The organism is Mesorhizobium sp. WSM4849 (assembly GCF_055811385.1).
This window is the reverse complement of the sequence record NZ_JBVVPW010000038.1, coordinates 30596-47162: the sequence shown is the minus strand read 5'-3', so window position 1 is coordinate 47162 and position 16567 is coordinate 30596. Positions and strand designations below refer to the sequence as shown.

General features: G+C 59.5%; 16 protein-coding genes and 2 pseudogenes. 8 read left to right on the top strand and 10 right to left on the bottom strand.

All coding sequences use genetic code 11. The features are described from left to right. Window positions 1–684 precede the first annotated feature (684 nt). The 4 genes from AC0L3L_RS30720 (at window position 685) to AC0L3L_RS30705 (ending at window position 3003) form a co-directional block, all read left to right on the top strand. The gene (locus tag AC0L3L_RS30720; protein WP_473640895.1) at window positions 685–1398 is read left to right on the top strand and encodes a ParA family protein; all 714 of its coding nucleotides are present in this window, start codon (window positions 685–687) and stop codon (window positions 1396–1398) included. Between the two features lie 73 nt (window positions 1399–1471). After that, complete coding sequence (locus AC0L3L_RS30715; RefSeq protein ID WP_473640856.1) at window positions 1472–1831, top strand: hypothetical protein; 360 nt, start codon at window positions 1472–1474, stop codon at window positions 1829–1831. 3 nt (window positions 1832–1834) lie between these two features. Continuing rightward, a complete protein-coding gene (locus AC0L3L_RS30710; RefSeq protein ID WP_473640854.1) occupies window positions 1835–2227 on the top strand; it encodes a hypothetical protein in 393 nt (130 codons plus the stop codon). A gap of 278 nt (window positions 2228–2505) precedes the next feature. Then, a complete protein-coding gene (locus tag AC0L3L_RS30705) occupies window positions 2506–3003 on the top strand; it encodes a helix-turn-helix transcriptional regulator (protein WP_473640852.1) in 498 nt (165 codons plus the stop codon). 68 nt (window positions 3004–3071) lie between these two features. Here AC0L3L_RS30705 and AC0L3L_RS30700 read toward each other — a convergent pair whose 3' ends face one another. Beyond that, entirely contained in the window at window positions 3072–3629 is a 558-nt protein-coding gene (locus tag AC0L3L_RS30700; RefSeq protein WP_473640850.1) for a hypothetical protein, read from the bottom strand. 839 nt (window positions 3630–4468) lie between these two features. Here AC0L3L_RS30700 and AC0L3L_RS30695 point away from each other — a divergent pair. Further along, window positions 4469–5649: pseudogene (locus AC0L3L_RS30695) on the top strand (extracellular catalytic domain type 1 short-chain-length polyhydroxyalkanoate depolymerase). A 221-nt stretch (window positions 5650–5870) separates the two neighbouring features. On the opposite strand, the pseudogene AC0L3L_RS30690 reads toward AC0L3L_RS30695, so the two are convergent. Further along, a pseudogene (locus AC0L3L_RS30690) lies at window positions 5871–5969 on the bottom strand (SOS response-associated peptidase family protein); the annotation flags it as partial. A gap of 58 nt (window positions 5970–6027) precedes the next feature. On the opposite strand from AC0L3L_RS30690, the gene AC0L3L_RS30685 reads away from it, so the two are divergent. Beyond that, on the top strand, window positions 6028–6618 hold the full coding sequence (locus tag AC0L3L_RS30685) for an SOS response-associated peptidase (RefSeq protein WP_473640848.1): 591 nt from the start codon (window positions 6028–6030) through the stop codon (window positions 6616–6618). A 29-nt stretch (window positions 6619–6647) separates the two neighbouring features. Here the strand turns inward: AC0L3L_RS30685 and ligD are convergent, their stop codons facing one another. The 3 genes from ligD to AC0L3L_RS30670 all read right to left on the bottom strand — a co-directional run bounded on the left by ligD (window position 6648) and on the right by AC0L3L_RS30670 (window position 8962). Next, a complete protein-coding gene (ligD, locus tag AC0L3L_RS30680) occupies window positions 6648–7640 on the bottom strand; it encodes a non-homologous end-joining DNA ligase (protein ID WP_473640846.1) in 993 nt (330 codons plus the stop codon). Window positions 7641–7947: 307 nt separating this feature from the next. Further along, window positions 7948–8226 carry a hypothetical protein gene (locus tag AC0L3L_RS30675; protein ID WP_473640845.1) on the bottom strand — a complete coding sequence of 93 codons (279 nt, stop codon included), beginning with the start codon at window positions 8224–8226 and terminating at the stop codon, window positions 7948–7950. Beyond that, window positions 8210–8962: an IS5 family transposase gene (locus tag AC0L3L_RS30670; RefSeq protein WP_473640843.1), complete on the bottom strand. Its 753-nt coding sequence runs from the start codon at window positions 8960–8962 to the stop codon at window positions 8210–8212. The genes AC0L3L_RS30675 and AC0L3L_RS30670 overlap by 17 nt, the downstream gene beginning before the upstream one ends. A gap of 226 nt (window positions 8963–9188) precedes the next feature. Here AC0L3L_RS30670 and AC0L3L_RS30665 point away from each other — a divergent pair, with 226 nt between their 5' ends. After that, a complete protein-coding gene (locus AC0L3L_RS30665; protein WP_473640841.1) occupies window positions 9189–10079 on the top strand; it encodes an ankyrin repeat domain-containing protein in 891 nt (296 codons plus the stop codon). Between the two features lie 353 nt (window positions 10080–10432). On the opposite strand, the gene AC0L3L_RS30660 is transcribed toward AC0L3L_RS30665, so the two are convergent. The 5 genes from AC0L3L_RS30660 to AC0L3L_RS30640 are packed head-to-tail and all read right to left on the bottom strand — an operon-like array spanning window position 10433 to window position 15827. Next, window positions 10433–11554: an OmpA family protein gene (locus tag AC0L3L_RS30660; protein ID WP_473640840.1), complete on the bottom strand. Its 1122-nt coding sequence runs from the start codon at window positions 11552–11554 to the stop codon at window positions 10433–10435. Then, window positions 11551–12861 (bottom strand): hypothetical protein, encoded by a 1311-nt coding sequence (locus AC0L3L_RS30655; protein ID WP_473640838.1) that lies wholly within the window; start codon window positions 12859–12861, stop codon window positions 11551–11553. Before AC0L3L_RS30655 ends, AC0L3L_RS30660 begins: the two co-directional genes overlap by 4 nt. Beyond that, window positions 12861–13700 (bottom strand): hypothetical protein, encoded by an 840-nt coding sequence (locus AC0L3L_RS30650; protein WP_473640837.1) that lies wholly within the window; start codon window positions 13698–13700, stop codon window positions 12861–12863. Before AC0L3L_RS30650 ends, AC0L3L_RS30655 begins: the two co-directional genes overlap by 1 nt. Beyond that, on the bottom strand, window positions 13681–15144 hold the full coding sequence (locus AC0L3L_RS30645; RefSeq protein ID WP_473640835.1) for a hypothetical protein: 1464 nt from the start codon (window positions 15142–15144) through the stop codon (window positions 13681–13683). Before AC0L3L_RS30645 ends, AC0L3L_RS30650 begins: the two co-directional genes overlap by 20 nt. A 44-nt stretch (window positions 15145–15188) precedes the next feature. After that, on the bottom strand, window positions 15189–15827 hold the full coding sequence (locus tag AC0L3L_RS30640) for a thermonuclease family protein (RefSeq protein ID WP_473640833.1): 639 nt from the start codon (window positions 15825–15827) through the stop codon (window positions 15189–15191). Between the two features lie 417 nt (window positions 15828–16244). Between AC0L3L_RS30640 and AC0L3L_RS30635 the strand changes: the two genes are divergently transcribed. Further along, window positions 16245–16496 carry a hypothetical protein gene (locus AC0L3L_RS30635; protein WP_473640831.1) on the top strand — a complete coding sequence of 84 codons (252 nt, stop codon included), beginning with the start codon at window positions 16245–16247 and terminating at the stop codon, window positions 16494–16496. Window positions 16497–16567 lie beyond the last annotated feature (71 nt).

Sequence of the window (16567 nt, the reverse complement as noted above, 5' to 3'; positions counted from 1 at the left end):
GGCCCCTCTCTCTGGCGCTTGCGGCAGGCATCGAGGGCGTGTTCCTCGATCGTTGGGAAAAATGTCGCACATTTTTCCGTATCCTGCCACACTCAATAGACGTGAAATTTCTCCACTCAACAGAGGAAATCGTCGAGCGGCTCACATTTCGCTCGTCCACATCGAAACCATGGGCAGGGCCTTGGCCCCTGCCCTTCAAACGCTAAAACGCTCTCCAGGGTTCACCTCCAGGACCGCTTTGTCGGCCTTTGTGTGCCCCTCGTCCGCTAGGGACGCTCCGCTCTTCGCCCTGGCGGACTGCGTGCGAGCGTCGCAGACGGCCTTCGCGCGGCTCCGGGGTTCACCACAAAAGGAGCGGAAAGGCCGGAGCCGACCTCATCAGTCAAAAATGGAAACTGGGCGACCGTGGAGACTTCAAGGATGGCTCAAACGGCAGCGCGCGGTTGATCCCATTTCACACGACTTATTCACACGATGTGTTCACATGCTACGACGTTATGAAATGAAGGTAAGATGTGATTGAAGTATCACATCCTTGGATAGTGAGGTGTGATCACGTGGTGCAATCGCCATGCGAAACCAAGCATTCACTTCGTTTGGAAATGCTGTTTGCCCAAGAGAAGGCATGAACGTGGTGACGGCCTGCCGTGTTCGGCTTTGGGGACGGCAAAAGAGGGATCAGACATGTCTCAAAGGATTTGCGCGATCAGCGGAAAAGGCGGCGCGGGGAAGACGACGGTCATGATCCTCGTTGCCGGCGAGTACGCTATTCATGGAAAGAAGGTTCTTCTGATCGACGCCGATCCGCGTCAGAACCTCGCCGAATGGTGGAAGCGATGTGAGGCCAAAGACAATCTTCCGGCCAACATCGAGCTGCACAGCGCGGCAACGCAGCGAGGCATTGAAACCGTGCTGGCCGAACAAGACGGCGTCTATGACGTAATTCTGATGGACTCACCGGGCGTCGACAGCGTCATTCGCGATACGATCATCCGCAACTCCGACCTGGTGCTGACGCCAATTCAGCCGAACCAGGACGAAATCAAGGCGGCCGGCGAAGCCGCCACCATCACGGCGGATATTGGCGACAGCGAGGGGCGCACGATCCCCCACGTCAACGTGGTGACGCGCATCGCCCTTCCGGGGCGCGTTCTCGAGGCTTACAGGCTGATCCGTCCGTTCATCGCCAATCTTCGCGACAATGGCTATGAATCGAGGTTGATGGATACCGAGCTCACCGAACGCAATTGCTACCGCGAAATCCGCAACGGCCTCGGTACCTTGCAGATGCTCGAACTGACCGGCCCGGTCATGAAGGGTCGCGCGGAGATCGCGGCGTTTGTGGCGGAGCTCGATCGCCATCTCGCGGCAAACCGGAGAAAGGTGGGAAATGTCTAAACCAGGCAAACTGTCCGTCTCTGACTTTCCGATCGCACCGCGACGGCCGAAGCCGGCCACATCCAAAGCCACAATGAAGCCGCCCTATGTGTCGGAACAGGCAGAGGTGCGAACGGCTGCGCGGGAACCAACAGCGACACCGGTTTCAGAAGCGGATGCAACAAGAGAGCGTCCGCGGCGCGGTCTGCCGAACCCGAGCGGTGACGAGCGCAAGAGCAAGGCGATCGAACGTGCTCTGGCTCAGGAGGAGGGACGCTATCGCCTGCGCGACCTTAAGCGGGCGCACGCGCGGGAAGCCAAGCACTACGTCAATTGCCCGCTGGACTACGATACGAAGATGCGACTGCAAAAGGCTGCCTTCGACAATGACATCAAAATGACGGTGATCATAAAGGCGGCCATCGACCAGTTTCTCCGAGACAACGGCTATTGACCCGTGAGCGGTCGCAGCTTCCTGCTCGGGATCACGATCGGTATCCTTATTGGCATCTATGCCGCACCGTTAGTCGGTCGCCAAGGCTTCGACTTTAGTGAAGGCTCAAAAGCCGTTTTACCATTGAACGGGCTTATGGAATCCGCTCTCGATGCGGTCATCCGGCCATCTGACGGAACCGCCAAGGGCGAGCTGTTTCGCTTATCCAATTGGGATATCTCAATGCACGGGACTGGATCGACGGTTACCGTGAAGCGATGTATTAGTATTGGCAAAGATTCTGTCGCGTGCGAACTCCTGGCGCGCCTGGGGTGGGTCGATGGGGAAAAACGTGTCGAAGCTGTGTTCGAGGGAAAGCCGGGTACTTGGCGAATGGTTGCAGCCAGGGCGCGCTGATTTTTTCTCAGTGGGCTGTGCCTGTCCCCACGCCAGCTCAAAGGCGTTATGAATGCAGGCTTCCGCTGGAAAGAACCATGCAAGGCGAGCGCACGGTCCTGATGATTGCCTGTTGCGAGTAGCAAAAAGCAACGTCCCCACTTCCCGCTTCTGGAAAATAGCTGTGCAAGAGAGTGCCGGGGCGTACTTGGGTCAATCCCGTTTTGAATGTTTGAATGAGGTCGTCGCCCTGTCCGCGACTCGAAAAACGCAAGAAGGGAGAGGACGTGCCTAAGGATATGGACGCCTATAAAAACAAAATGGAATTGGTTGAGACGATCGATCCCGAGATCGACAAGCCTGTATTCCGCCGCCCGGGGTTCGAAGGCATTAAAACCCTCGGCGAGATCGATGAAAGAATTGCCGCCTTCATCCGCAAGGCGCGCGAGGATAAGGATCTGACGCGTGCCGAGCTCGCGCCCTTGCTTGGCCTTTCGATGCAGGTTTATGGCCGCTATGAACGCGCATTCTCAAAAATGCACGTAACGAGGATGATCCACCTGTGCGAAATCCTCGGATTCATGCCGATGGAAATGCTGTTCAGCGCTGCCCCGCATCTATGGGGCCGTACGCCGGAGGAAGCGCGCGACAGCATGGAACTCGTGCAACAGGTCGTGTCTCTGCCGCACGGCACAAAGCGCGATCTGTTGGCCCTGGTCAAGAAAATGGTCGCCCTGGAGCGGGCCGCAGACGGAGCAGCGGCGGAAACGCAAAGAGGCGAAGAAGGACGTCTTTAGGCGCCTCGCGCTGCGGTGAATGGCGCGGGGCGCGAGCATCACCGCAGCGCATTAATGGGGGCCACACCTTAAGCATCGACCTTTTTCAGCTCCGAGAGCCGCACAAGGCCGTTCTGGCTGCGGAATGTCAGTGTCGCATCCGTACTTTGCGCCTGGGCGATCCCCGAAATAACGTGATCGCCGGTGTCGTAGATCGTACGCTGCCCGGCATCCTCGATGACCAGTCGCCGTGTGTCGGGATAGATCGCGTAGCGCAAATCGTTCTGCGATCCGGTCGATGAGGGTGTGCCGAGTCCGCCCGGCCGACTTTTAGCTACCTGCTGCTGCGATCTATAGCTCACTTCGGCAGGTTCATTACGGGCGACCTCAGGATTCTCCCGCAGATAAGCTGCGAGATCCGTGGCCACACCGTTCAGCTTAGCCCTTAGCGCATCGTTGAACATGTCGCCGACCATTGTCATGCCTGATGACCACTGCGACATGCCGCCGAATTCGGCATGGCTGAACTGCGCCATGGAACCGCCGCCCGAGCGCAGGGCACGCAGCACGGTTTCTACCGCGTCCCTTGACAACCCGTGCCGCACCGCCAGCCGCGCGACCAATGCCGTCTCTTTGAGATCAGCCACCGTATTGCCTCCCTCTTTTCGTCATTTAACACTGCGATGGGGACATCGTTCCACATGCCCTAACCTCCGAGCACGCCAAGAGGCAATTTCAGCCCTTGCCAACGGGCCAACGCGTGTAGGCCGACATCTTTCCGCCTTTGGTCGGCGTGGCCACAACGAGGCACTCTGGGCGACCAGGATATGTGCAACGAGCACCTATCACAGTTTGCGGCCGCGCGCCTGCCCTGAGCGGAATGTTCAAGTTCCAGACCGCGTTTTATGCAACTTTAGAGGCATAAACCATTAACACTGCGGCGCAGTGGGTTTGATTTCCAATCGCCACTTTAGTCGGCTTCGCATGTTCCGAAATGAGTGCATTGGGGCCGACAGGGGACCGGCAGGTTTCGGTTTCGACGGCCGGGCTAGAGGTGACGTTCGCACTGAGGCCGATCGGCGACGTCCGGCCTCAGTGCTTATGGCTTGGACAGCGAAGCGATCAACCAGTCTAGCTCCGTGCGTGCGGACGAAATGATGCTAGCGTACGAGTGCAGCGAGCTAATGACAGAATCTGTCACCAGCGGCGGATCGTGCAGTTCGCGGCGTCCCCGCCTCTTTTTGAGGACCAGCTTTGAACACGGAGAAGTTTGACCAGGTTTGACCAGGGAGATTTAAATCGAAGGGGCCGGATCGGCTGCAATGCCGCTATCCCTACGCCAGCTCCGTTGGAGCGGGAGGTGCCTGGAGCGCTCCGCAACAGTTCAAACTTGTTATTGTGCAGTGCAGCAACGATATTGCTGACCGTGCGTTGTGCGCAGCGTGGCCGTCTAGCGGCCGACCACGAGGAATTAAGGAATTCTGATTTGCGAAAAATCTCCGACACCATCACCCGCCTTGCGGCATTCCGCGCCGGGCAGGGTTTTCAGACCAATGGCCAAGGCCGCGATCGGTTATCGGATCTGGACGATTTCGGCTCTAATCCGGCGCCTTGCGGGCGAGGATCCACGTTCCCGACGATTTGAGTGAAGCTGCGCCTCTTGTCGTCGTGCTGCATGGCTGCACGCAAACCGCGGCCGGTTACGACCATGGTTCCGGCTGGTCGCAACTAGCCGATCAGGAAGGTTTTGCCCTGCTGTTTCCCGAGCAGCAACGCGCAAACAACGCCAGCCGCTGCTTCAACTGGTTCGTGCCCAGCGATACAAAGCGGAACGGCGGAGCGGCACTTTCCATTCGCCAAATGATCGAAACAATGGTCCTGGCCCATGGCCTCGACCGTGGGCGCATCTTTATCACCGGCCTCTCCGCCGGAGGCGCCATGACATCGGCCATGCTGGCTTGCTACCCGGAGATTTTTGCAGGCGGCGCGATCATCGCTGGCCTGCCGTATGGAAGCGCGAAGACCGTCCCTGAGGCCTTCGACCGCATGCGCGGTCATGGCATGCCCTCGGAACGGCAATTGCAGAAAGCCCTACGCGATGCCTCGCCGCACCAAGGTCCTTGGCCCTCGATATCCGTCTGGCACGACTCCGCCGATCAAACCGTAGCTTCTTCCAACGCTGATGCGATCATTGCGCAATGGCGGGCCGTTCACGGACTCGATGCACGTTCGACCCGATCAGAAATGGTGGATGGCCATTCACGGCGCGTCTGGTGCAATGCCCAAGGGCAGGAGCTGATCGAGGAATATCGCATCGCCGGAATGGGCCACGGTACGCCACTTGACACGGCCGGCGACGCCGCGCTTGGCGCTGGGGGACCGTACATGCTGGACGTCGGTATCTCCTCTACCCGGCATATCGCGCGGTTCTGGGGAATAGCGAAGCCGTGCGTAAAACGAGATGTGAAGATCAAGCCGGCAAAAGCCAACAACGAGGCGCTCGCGCCCGGTTTCGCACGCGCTTTCTCGAGCCCAAAGGCTGGGGTTCCCAATGTCCCTCACTCTGCGAAACGTGCAAACATCCAGCCTTCTCAGAAGCCCAACTCCGCCGCGGGGATACGAAAAGTCATAGAGGACGCCCTGCGATCGGCAGGCTTGATGCACTAGCGTCTCGCCGAAACAACGGCACTTTAGGACCTCTGCGCGATCAGCAAAAATTCGATGTTGAGCCAACCTATTCGGCCAAGATGAGCCTGCGGGGCTTGCCAACGCCTGGCGGAGCTGAAGCCCCAAAGGGATCTTCACCCGTTCGGGCAGCCATCCCTGACGCGCACTGTGGCTGTCGTGCGAAGAGGAAGGGGTCCATGTTTACCGCGATCCGGCGTGCGCCAAGGCAGCTCTGCCATCTCAACATCGCCGCCGTCGCTCCGTATGATGACGCGACGTTCGTCGAGCAATGCGTCGGAATCGAAAACTTTCGCGCTCATAATCGCGAGAACATTACAAGAACACGATCGCGGTGCAATGCGATGGAACGGAGGACTGATGTGCAATGACTATCGATTGATGGTTGATGTCGCTTCGATCGTGGAGGACTTCGCCGACCTGAATATCAAGGTCCGCTTCGGAGAAGGTGCGCCGAACATCGAGGCACGCGAGGACATCAAGATCACTGACGTGGCGCCGATCATCAGGACTATCGAGGGCGTCCGAGGCGAAGGCGATATGATGCAACGTCGCTGGAGCTGGCCCGGACCGAACAAGCGGCCCGTCTATAATTTCCGTTCGGAGGGCCGGGAGTTCTCGTCGAACCGGTGCCTCATCGTCGCGGACGGCTTCTACGAGTTCACCGATCCGATAGGCCCCAAGAAGAAGCGAAAGGACAAGTGGCTCTTCACAAAGAAGGACGAGCCGATCTTCTGCATTGCTGGAATCTGGCGTGACACGCCGGAGGTCGGCGAAGCCTTCACCATGCTGACGATGGAGCCTGGACCCGATATCGCGCCCTATCATGACAGGCAGATTGTTATCCTCGATCGCAGCGCGTGGGCGGATTGGCTCGACCCTACGGTGTCGGCGAAGTCGCTGATCAAGGCCCTTCCCCCCGGCACACTGCAGGTAGGGCAAGTTGGGTGACTTGAAACGAAACGGCGCCCCGATGTCGATCAGGGATAGGGCGGGGAGCGCACCACCTGCCGGGCTGGCTTGTCCTCACGCTCGCCTTGGTACGAGACCTGGCGCAGGACATTGTCTTCCGTCCAGGTGAGATAGGTGACCTCGACCACCACTTCAGGCCTGACCCAATGCACACGCGACAGCTCAAGCGGCGAGCCAAACCGGCTCTCGCGCGGCGGCGGAACGTCGAGGGGCATTCGAGCTGTCTGAAGTGGCCCAAGCCGGCGAGCCAATCGCTTGAGTTCTGCAACCGTGATGCCCGTGCCGGCGCGGCCCGCGTACGGCAGACGACCATCATCGGTGTAGTAGCCGAGAAGCAGCGAGCCGATATGCGGCCGGTTTCCAGTCGGATCGGTCCAGCCGACGACGATGAATTCCTCTCTGTTGAGACACTTTGACTTGACCCATAGGCCGCGATTGCCGGATGCATAGGCGCTGTCGATCCGCTTTGAGATAGCGCCCTCGAGTGCAAGCCGGCAGGCGTGCTTGCGGAACGCAGGCCCGTCGCCGATCACGTGATCGCTGAAGCGCAGGCCGGGCATGTCGGTCGAAAACAGGCCTTCCAGTCGCGCCTTGCGGTCGATGAGCGGCAGCTTCGCAATGCTTTCTCCGTTCAGGAACAGAAGATCGAAAGCAAAGAAGACAAGATCGCCCGTGCGCCCCTCGTCCATAGCGGCCTGCAGGCGGCTGAAGGAGGTGACCCCGTCTGCCCGAACGGCGCACAGCTCCCCGTCGACATATGCCTCTTTCACCGGGAGCGCGCGGAGGGCCGCTATCGTCGCTTGATAGCGATGCGACCAATCGAGGCCGGTGCGGGTGAGCAAGCGGATGTCGCTGCCGTCGATCCGCGCGTGCATGCGGTATCCGTCGTACTTGATTTCGTGAAGCCAATCGGGGCGGTTGGGCGCTTCGTCGACCAGGCGCGTCAGCTGAGGCTCGATCCATTTCGGCGGATGCGTTCTATTCGGCTTTGCCGGATTCACCGTCTTCCGCGCCAATTGAGATGAAGCGTCGTCATGCGGGCCAGACTACCACATGATGACGGTATAGAACGTCGGGAATGTTGCGACCTTTCTCGCGCTGCCCGCGCCTGCTTTACTACCGCCACGATCAGAGAGCCAAGCAGGTCGCGGCACGTCTAAGCAGGAATTGGTCGTGTGTGTGGATAACAACGCGGTGGCGATCGGTATTCTCTTCTTGTGCTCCCTAATAAGCTAGTGAAGTTCCCCGCATCGGCGTGACCGCAGGAAGGTACAATCAGGTTTAGGCCGTTGCAATATCCTCCTTGGATTAGCCGCCTAAAGCGCTGCTGAATCGTGCGGCCGTGGGAGAACGCTTGCGGCTGCGCCACCAAGTCATGGCGTGGTGAGTAAGGATTGCAGGATGCGACATCACGCCGGCCCAATGCCCGAAGAACGGCGCCACCGAAGCGTTGAAGTCCCAGAAGTCCAGGCTGTAAGTGATGGCCAGCTCGGTCAGCTGGTGATCGTGCTCAACGCGGACCACGTCGATCTTTATGATCAGATGGACAAGATTCCGTTCGACGAGCTGACTAGGGCGTGGACTCATAAACCCGAAGCCAGAGCCGGATGGCCGCGAGCTTAACGAAGGCGAGGAAGTTGGCGACGTGTTTCTCATAGCGCGTCGCGATGCGCCGACAGTGCTTGATCCGGTTGAAGAATCGTTCGACCTGATTTCGATGGCGATAGAGGTACAGGCTGAAGCAGATTGGACCACGCCGGTTCCGACGGGGCGGGATGTTCGCCCAGCCTCCACGTGAGCTCACGAACGTTCGTATCTCGGTCGCGTCGTAAGCCTTGTCGGCGAGAACCATCCCGCCGCGCGGTAAGCCCTTAAGCAGAGCGCGTGCGACCAGGCTATCATGCTGCTGACCGCCGGTGATTGAGACGTGGAGCGGTAGACCATTCGCGTCGACCACGGCGTGGATTTTGGTCGTCAGCCCTCCGCGGGAGCGTCCAAGGTCTTCGCCGGAGCCATTCTGGATGCATGTCGCGTGCTGGTGAGCGTGGACTATCGTGCTGTCGATCATCTGAATCTCGGCATCGTCTCGATGCGAGATGGCAGTCAGGATACGATCCCAAACACCCGCGCAGCGCCAACGCACAAAGCGATTGTAACAGGTGGTATATGGTCCATAGCACTTGGCCATGGGCGCTCCAGACCGCAAGACCCAGAAGATGCCATTCAGGACGCGCCTGTCATCCACGCGCGGGACCCCTCGCGGCTTGCAAGGAAGGATCGGGGCAATCAATAGCCATTCGGCGTCGGTAAAGGCGTATCGCATGTTCAGGTTCCTTTTCGGAGCTTGAATCACGCCGGCAAGCCCACATTCAAATATTGGCTCCGCCTCCAGATATGGTCATCCGATCGGCGAGGCGGGGCGACCGAGTATGGTAGGCCGGTTCCTGAAAACTTTCATTCTTTCAAGGCTATTAAGTTCAGGCATTCGCCTATACTTTTGCAGTCTTGAAAGCGTGATGCTTACTGCGACTTGCCTTGGGAGATGCCAAATGCGCGTGTCCTTGCTTTTCATTCCACTGCTGCTTTTGCACATTCCGATTGTATCGCATGCCGCCGCCATCCACGCCGCCGCCATGGAGGGCGATGTCGCGGCTATCACGGCAGCGCTCGATGCGGGCGCTGATGTAGATGAGAGTGATGGAAGCGCAACGCCGCTCTATCTCGCGGTCTTTATGGGCCACATCCAAGCAGCAAAACTGCTCATAGAACGGGGTGCGGACGTCAACGCCCAGACGGCTCTTGGTTCCCCGCTGATGGCGGCTATGGGGATAGACAAGATCGATCTGTTAAATCTATTGCTGGATGGGGGCGCAGATCCAAATGCCGACGGCAGCAGCCAACCCGCCCTTCATGCCGCCGTCAATCTCGGTTGTCTCGACTGCGTGAAGGCACTGGTCGAGGCTGGCGCGGACGTGAATGCGAGGGCAGAGGACCGCAAGACACCACTCCATATGGCAAAACGCGGGGGGCAACGCGAAGTTGCCGACTACCTCATGTCGCACGGCGTCGTCTTGCCGACGCCAGCCCCGATCTCGATGAAGTTGGCTTCTGCCAATGTCGAGAAAGGCCGAACCTACTTCACCCGCGTGTGTGGGCCTTGCCACAACGCCGAGCCAAAGGGAGGGAAAAAAATAGGACCGAACTTGTGGAGCGTCGTCGGCCGCGACAAGGCAACTATGGCAGATATGCGTTACTCCGAGGCCTTGCTGAGCTGGGAGGGTGTATGGACGTACGAGGACCTGAACAAATTTTTGCTTGAGCCCATGGCCACTACGCCGGGCGTTTACATGGAGACGCCTGGCGTTCCGAACGAGACCGAACGGGTCGACCTGATCGCGTACTTGCGCACGCTCAGTGACAAGCCGAACCCGCTGCCCTGAATCGATGAGTTCTCAAGCCTGCGTCGGCTAGTTTGCTCAATAGCCACCTTTGAGGGTCCCAAGGGGCGATTGAGCAAAGGGCATGGGCAACCGATGAAACGTGCTTGCCACTCACCGTTCATCGACTGGGCGTCGTTTATGAGTACACGCCCTAGTATTTTGATCCACGATGCCCCCTTAGTCTTGGAACGCTGTGACTGCTAAGCCCGCTTTCTCATGGCCGTATCCAGGCGGTCACTGCTTTCTCGTCTGACACGCCCATTTCGCCGATCCCTGAAACTTGGTTTCAGGGATACCAGATCGGCCGTTGAAGTTCTGGTGGCAGTTGCTACCTAATGGCGGGATTTTCAACGCTATCCGCCGCTAAAATGCGGAAGGATCTTGGTCGTTTGCTGCTCGGACCTTTTACGAACCCGAATTTCGATGCGACGCCGCGCTTTCACGTCACCCCGTTGTGCGCCGTCCGTAAGCCTGTCTCCGGGGAGGATGAGTTGGCCGCCGGACATCGGCAGAATGGTGAACCCGTCTAGTTCCGGTAGCCTTTCGAGCAATTCTGCAACCGAAATCGCTCGGGCGAGCCCCAAGCCTGCATTGTCGGCCGGGTGCAGCGACCCGATCGGCTTCTCGCCGTCGAGAACTGGCTTTAGACCGCTGTCCATATTCGAAAAGTCACCTGCCATGACCTGTTCGTCCGTGTGGCCGATTACCTCGATGATGTCGACGCGATACTGCTTGGCGGTTTCCGCGATTTCCGCCGATTTGTCCTTAAGCTTGGTTCTGAAGGTTTCTGACAGCTCGGCGCTGCCGACCCTGAAATTATAGCCCTCGAGTTCGCTGAGACTGATGATGGGCGGCCATTCATGCGACTTGGCGTCGCCGTCTGCGGCTTTGGACAATGCCGCCGTCAGTTCCGCGGCTGTTTTCTCAGCATAGCCGCTGTCCTTGAGAGCCTTCATGGATTCGGCCATTGCCGCCGCCTGTTCCGGTGAGATGCCGTGTTTCGCCAGTTTCTTCATCGCGGACACGAGTTCTTTCGCCATCTCTTCGACGATGGCGTTGTCTCGCAGAACTTTGGTGGCGGCCGCGTACTCGACGGCTTCCTCAAGTGTAAGCCCAGTTTCGGCGATGGCGGAGGCGGCGTTCCTGGCGGTGACCAGCTTGTCCCAGTCATCATCCGGAATCGGGCGTCCGGTTGCCGCCCGCATGAGTTTCCCCACTTCGGCAAGCAGCCGTTCCCTCTCATTTTCCGCCTTCGACTTCTCCAGTTCGGCCTGCAGGACGCGTTCCTCACCGGCCTCGACCGCCTTGAGCGCTGCCTGGGTTTCCTTTTCCTTCTTCGAGATGATCGCGCCGGCGGCCAGCAGGAGGCAGAAGACGAGCAGCAGCATCGTTTCGGCCATGGTGAGGCCGAGGATCAGGCCGCGTGCGTAGCCTTTCCTCTCGAAGTTGACTGACGTTGAACCGAGGCCGTTCATCGGCTCCACCAGGCTCTTCTCGGTGCCTCGGCTTCGACGGCAGGCGGCGCTCCGTTTAGCGTCCGGAAGGTGTCGGGATACGGCGGCGGTTCGACGGATGCGGTTCCTTGATCGACAAATTCCTGCGCGGCATCTTCGATCAGTTTTTCAGCCTCCGACGTGAGCGCCGTACCGTGTTCGCTTCTGTCCACAAGACGGGTCATCAGCTGCTTCGTCTCCTGCGACTGCTGCTGCATTAGCTTGACGATCGCTTCCATGACCCGCTGCTGGCTTGCCGCGGCCTCCATCGACTTTTCGACGGCCGCCGCGGATTTTTCCGCCGCCGCTGCGGTCCTGTCCGACTTCTCGACCATCTCGCGGACGACAGACGTGATCTCGGAAATCCGGGCCTGCTGCTCGACCGACGCGGCTTCCGTCTTGACGGCGTACTGGGCGACGGCGTCCGACAGCGACTTGACCATCGGTGCCAGTTCGTTTTTCAGGACTTCGTCAGGAATGACGACCTTCTCGAGCTTCCCGGCGACGCTGTCGGCCTGCTGGCCGAGCTTGAGGACCGACGCCGACATCGCGCCGTTCGCCCGATCGAGCAGTTCCGCCGACGAATCCACCTTCTTCACGATCTGGGAGAACTGCGTTTCGATCCTGCCGAAGTTCTCCTCCATGGCGTTTCCCAGCTTGCCCGACGCCTCCTGCACGGGTTTTATGGCCTCCATCGCCATCTTTTCGAACGACGCCCTGATGTGCTCGCCGTTGCGGCCGGCCTGTTCAGCGATCTCCCCGAACCCTTCCTCCAGCATCTGGTTGCTGACGCGCCGGAAGTCGGCGAATTCGCGCGAGACGCTTTCAAGCTCGGCCCTGACGCGCCTTGTCATGGTCGCCAGCTCGTGCCGCGCGGAACGTTCGATGTCGGCAGGATCGCGCCGCATCTGGTTGTACAGGATCCTGAGCATGATGCCCGCGATCGTCGACGTGATCGCGACGCCGAAGTTCCTGACGATCTCATCGGTCGAGGTTTCAGAACCGAACTGGAAAAGGGCGACGCCGAGGCTGGTGAGCGTGAACAGGAAGCCCATGTAGTACAGGTTGTCGCCTGTCTGCTCGTCGTGGAGCCTGAGCCTGCCGACAAACATCGGCAGCAGGCCGTAGGCGAGCATGAGCAACACCGGAGTCGCAGTTGTGACCAGCCTGTCGATGCCGTATGTCTTCGACGCGACAATGAACAGGATTCCCGAAACCGTGACGCCGGCGTATGCGAACAGCGGCAGCCTGGGGTTCGACAGGAATGCAAAGCCTTGGCGTCTTGCCATCAGTTCAATCCTTCAAGCTTTTCGGCTTCTTCCCAGTCGCCCCCTTCGTCGCGGACCCACGTTGCCCAGAACTCCACGTGCTCGCGGCTGCTGAAGGCTTTCTTTTCGCGGTTGACGTAGAGAACCTTGACGGCAATTCCGTCGAGGCTCGTGCCGTAGATTTGCGCGGCCTTGCTCTCCTTGAACGCGCCGTAGTCCAGGCTCGACCGGTACTGCGAATAGAGGCTCGTGTGCTCGATCATGTCGGAAGCGACAATCAGGCGCTTCGCCGCCTTTCTCGATATTTCGGCGTCGAACAGCGTCAGCTTGACCTGCTGGATAGCCGCCATGATTGGCGACTGGTCCGCCGACGAGCCGTTGGCGACTTCGTCCGGGAGCTTTTCAAGCGGTTTTCCGAATTCCTCTTCCCATTTCTTCTGCTGCCGCTTCGGATTGCTGGTCCAGATGTCCACGGTTGACCCGTCGCCCGGATTGCAGCCGTCGAACAAGGTGAGGACTTCCCCCGGCTCCGCGGTCAAGCTGACGATGCGGATGTACCCGCCCGGCCCGACCTTCGATCCTTCGGTCCTGAAATGGTTCTTCAGGTCGCTAAGGGTGACCTCAGACAGCGGGTCCGTCGTGTCGAAAAGGAACGCCGTGGCGCTTGACGGCCCGGCGACAGGACAGTTCGTGTCGGGGTCGAGCTCCACCGTTTCGCCCGACTTGACGAAGAGGAAAACGAGGCCCGCGGCCATCGCGGCGAGCACGACGCCCAGTCCGGCGATTCCCAGGATCGTGGAACCGTGGCCTTTGCCGCTTCTTTTCCTGGCGGCGCTTCGCCTACGCGGTCGTCTGGACATTCATGCTATCCGGAAAGAGGTTGTCGAGTGCCTTGTACTCTTCGATGCCCCTCTCGCATTCCAGCCCGATCAGCTTCACCTGGGCAGAAAGCTCGTCCTGCGCCGTGCGGATGTCGGCAGACAGGTCGGCATCGTTCCACGACCCGTCCGACGACACCTTCACCTTGACGCGTTCGAGCTTGTAGGCGTTCGAGAAATGTTTCGGCGGCGGTTCGGTGCGCGCCTCAATGTTGGCCTCGCGGTATTTGGCGAGCAGCTGGTTGCAGGCGCGCTCAAGCTGGACCTGGTGCTGCTCGAACAGTGAAACAAGCCTCGCCCGGTGGTCCACTATGGCGTTGAATTCCCGCTTCCTGCTGCCGAGTTGCTTGACCACGTCCTCGACCTTTTCGTTATGGTCGTCGCGCGTATCCTTCAGCGTTTCGATCAGGTCGGCCTTGGCGTTCACGTATTCCTCGCGCGCGGAGCGGAGCCGCTTCTCGACGCTTGAGTAGCCCCAGTAGGGATCGACGATGAAGCAGCCGTCGATGAACGCGATCAGGGAGAAGACGAAACCGATCAGGAACAGCAGGATCGAGTTTACGTCCGTCAGGCCGAAAAGGTTCTCCCTCATGCTGGTCGGCACGAGGGTTCCCGCGTTTCCTGTCCAGTCTTCCGACATCCTGGTGCTGACCTCGCGGTAGTGCGCGAGGAGGAGGTTCAGCCCGAATGCGAACGCCAGGTAGAGGAGGATGGCCGTGCCTCCGACGGCTCTTCTCAGCCACGACCTGTGGGTCACAAGCCGGGCGCAGAACACAGCCGCGAGCACCGCAACGACGATGTTCAGGAACGAAAACATCCACGCCAGCATGATGCCGCCGAAAAAGCCCTGCTCGTTGCCGGTGGCGAGAAGGCTGGCGTTGCCGATGGTTTCCAGCCCGAACATCACGATGAGAAGCATGAACCTGAAGATGTGCCAGGGTCCCTCGTGCAGCCGCGCGGCCCGGACAAGTCCGTGCTTCTCCTTGAACCAGGTATGTTCGGTTTCCGCCGTGTTGAGCGCCCTGCGCAGCCCGTGCAGCATGTCCAGGCCGACGGCGATCTCGCCCTTGAAATCCGCCAGTCCCGACGCGTTCGCCTGCCGTAGAGCGCTGAACTGTTCGTCGAACTCGAGACTGCCGAGCCTTCCCGAGAAGGACTGCAGCTGGTCCTCGATCGTCTGGTGGGATTTCCGCTTTTCTTCCTCGACCAGCTCGATGACCGTGTGCTCCAGGTCGTCCGGGTTCCTGGATGCCTTGGCGGGCTGGTTGCTCTCGCCGCGGCGTTTCCCTGCGGCGATGAGATCGAGATCGCGAGCGACCTTGTCGACGTTAAGGCTCGAGAAGATTTCGGTTCCTCCGCGGAAGTCGTGGTTGGACTCCCGAAGTCTTTCCCTCAGCTTTTCAAGCGCCTCGAATTTTACTGCCAAGTCCCACCCCCACAGCGAGATTCACAATGTTCTTGATGCGGCCGCTACTTGCGGGCCGGCCGCCAGCCTGCGGCAACCGCTTCGGCGTCGCTGCAGAACCAGCGTTCGCCCTTGCCTTCAGAAATCCTGGTGCGGGCGTAGTGCTCCTGTCCGGGGACATGGAAGATGCGCTCGCCCTTCGCGCTGATGTTTCCCTTGATTTTGCAGCCGCTTGCGGCTGAAACTTCGGCCAGCGGGGTAAGCAGCGGGAGGGCTGTGGCAGGCTCGCTCCTGCTTGCCCGCCATTCCCAGGGAAGGTCGAAGGATCCGGACCACAGGCCGCGCTTTGAGGCGCGCGCTTCCTTCTGCTTCCCGGCATAGGTTCCGTTGCTGTAGCGCGGCCAGTCGAGAGCGTGACCGTTCGCTACGAGCCATTCCTGCACGCTGGCACCGTCTGCCCTGAAGCAGTTGCCGACAAACCGCCCGTAGCGGTCCCGTTCAACGAATTCGCAAGCGGTCGGCGAAGATTTCGAGAGATACGAGGCAAGTGCGTCGGCTGACTTCGCGCCGCAGCCGTATTTCTTCCCTTCGCCGTTCAGGCAGACCTGCGCCGATTCGGGCGCGTCGACCCCGTTGAAGCGGATGCTTTCGCCGTGGATTTCGATCGTGTCCCCGTCAACGACGGAAGCCTTGCCCTTCAGCACCTGCCCGGCGGAGCCAGCTGGCCACGCGCACGAAACCGCGCACGCCGCTGCCAGCAATGCATTCCGGACGCCCGAAAGAGGGAATCCCCCCTCACTAAAAGATTTCATTTAGCCCCCGCAGGCTGTTATGCGGCTACCTAAACGACAGCCGCCAATTATGCAATCCTTGATGTTCCAAATCGGCGAAGATCAGAAAGTCCGGTTTCTCTCCCGCTCTTCCGTCTATCTCAAAGACTAGGTTGTTCCCAACTTACAAGGACGTGCTGCCGAGCGTGGCGGCCATCAAGGCGAGCTTTGATCACCCCCATCGACAGTTCTTCGATATGGTGGTTCATGGATTTGCCCCGTTGACCGACTGCTGCTTCATGCTCGAACATAGCGGGGGTGACTGCTTGCTGCATCGAGATGGATAATCGAATGAGAGTGCTTTTCCTTTCTTGGTTTCTCTTTGCGACACCGGCGGCTTTGGCCCAAGTAACCACCTGCTACGGCGATCAGTGCACTATCGAAGAAAATGGCACCAAGAGAGTACTGACTGTCAAAGAGGTCGGAAAAGTCAAAAGCCAAAACGCCCGGACAGCGCTGGGAAATGTAGAATGCAAAGCTGCCACTGACCCCGCTGTCTGCGAAAAAATGATGACCGAGCTTTTCGCCCAATTCCCCTATTAGCCCGATCGGTACGGTTCAGATGGCCCGCTCGACGCGCTCTTGGCCGGGGCATGACGCCGAGACCGGATCCG

Bases quoted from the DNA above. Each gene is read 5' to 3' on its own strand.
- AC0L3L_RS30670 (WP_473640843.1), bottom strand. From the start codon at position 8,962: ATGCGATACGCCTTTACCGACGCCGAATGGCTATTGATTGCCCCGATC.
- AC0L3L_RS30685 (WP_473640848.1), top strand. From the start codon at position 6,028: ATGTGCAATGACTATCGATTGATGGTTGATGTCGCTTCGATCGTGGAG.
- AC0L3L_RS30705 (WP_473640852.1), top strand. From the start codon at position 2,506: ATGGACGCCTATAAAAACAAAATGGAATTGGTTGAGACGATCGATCCC.
- AC0L3L_RS30665 (WP_473640841.1), top strand. From the start codon at position 9,189: ATGCGCGTGTCCTTGCTTTTCATTCCACTGCTGCTTTTGCACATTCCG.
- AC0L3L_RS30655 (WP_473640838.1), bottom strand. From the start codon at position 12,861: ATGGCAAGACGCCAAGGCTTTGCATTCCTGTCGAACCCCAGGCTGCCG.
- AC0L3L_RS30675 (WP_473640845.1), bottom strand. From the start codon at position 8,226: ATGAGTCCACGCCCTAGTCAGCTCGTCGAACGGAATCTTGTCCATCTG.
- AC0L3L_RS30635 (WP_473640831.1), top strand. From the start codon at position 16,245: ATGAGAGTGCTTTTCCTTTCTTGGTTTCTCTTTGCGACACCGGCGGCT.
- AC0L3L_RS30660 (WP_473640840.1), bottom strand. From the start codon at position 11,554: ATGAACGGCCTCGGTTCAACGTCAGTCAACTTCGAGAGGAAAGGCTAC.
- AC0L3L_RS30720 (WP_473640895.1), top strand. From the start codon at position 685: ATGTCTCAAAGGATTTGCGCGATCAGCGGAAAAGGCGGCGCGGGGAAG.
- AC0L3L_RS30715 (WP_473640856.1), top strand. From the start codon at position 1,472: ATGAAGCCGCCCTATGTGTCGGAACAGGCAGAGGTGCGAACGGCTGCG.
- AC0L3L_RS30650 (WP_473640837.1), bottom strand. From the start codon at position 13,700: ATGTCCAGACGACCGCGTAGGCGAAGCGCCGCCAGGAAAAGAAGCGGC.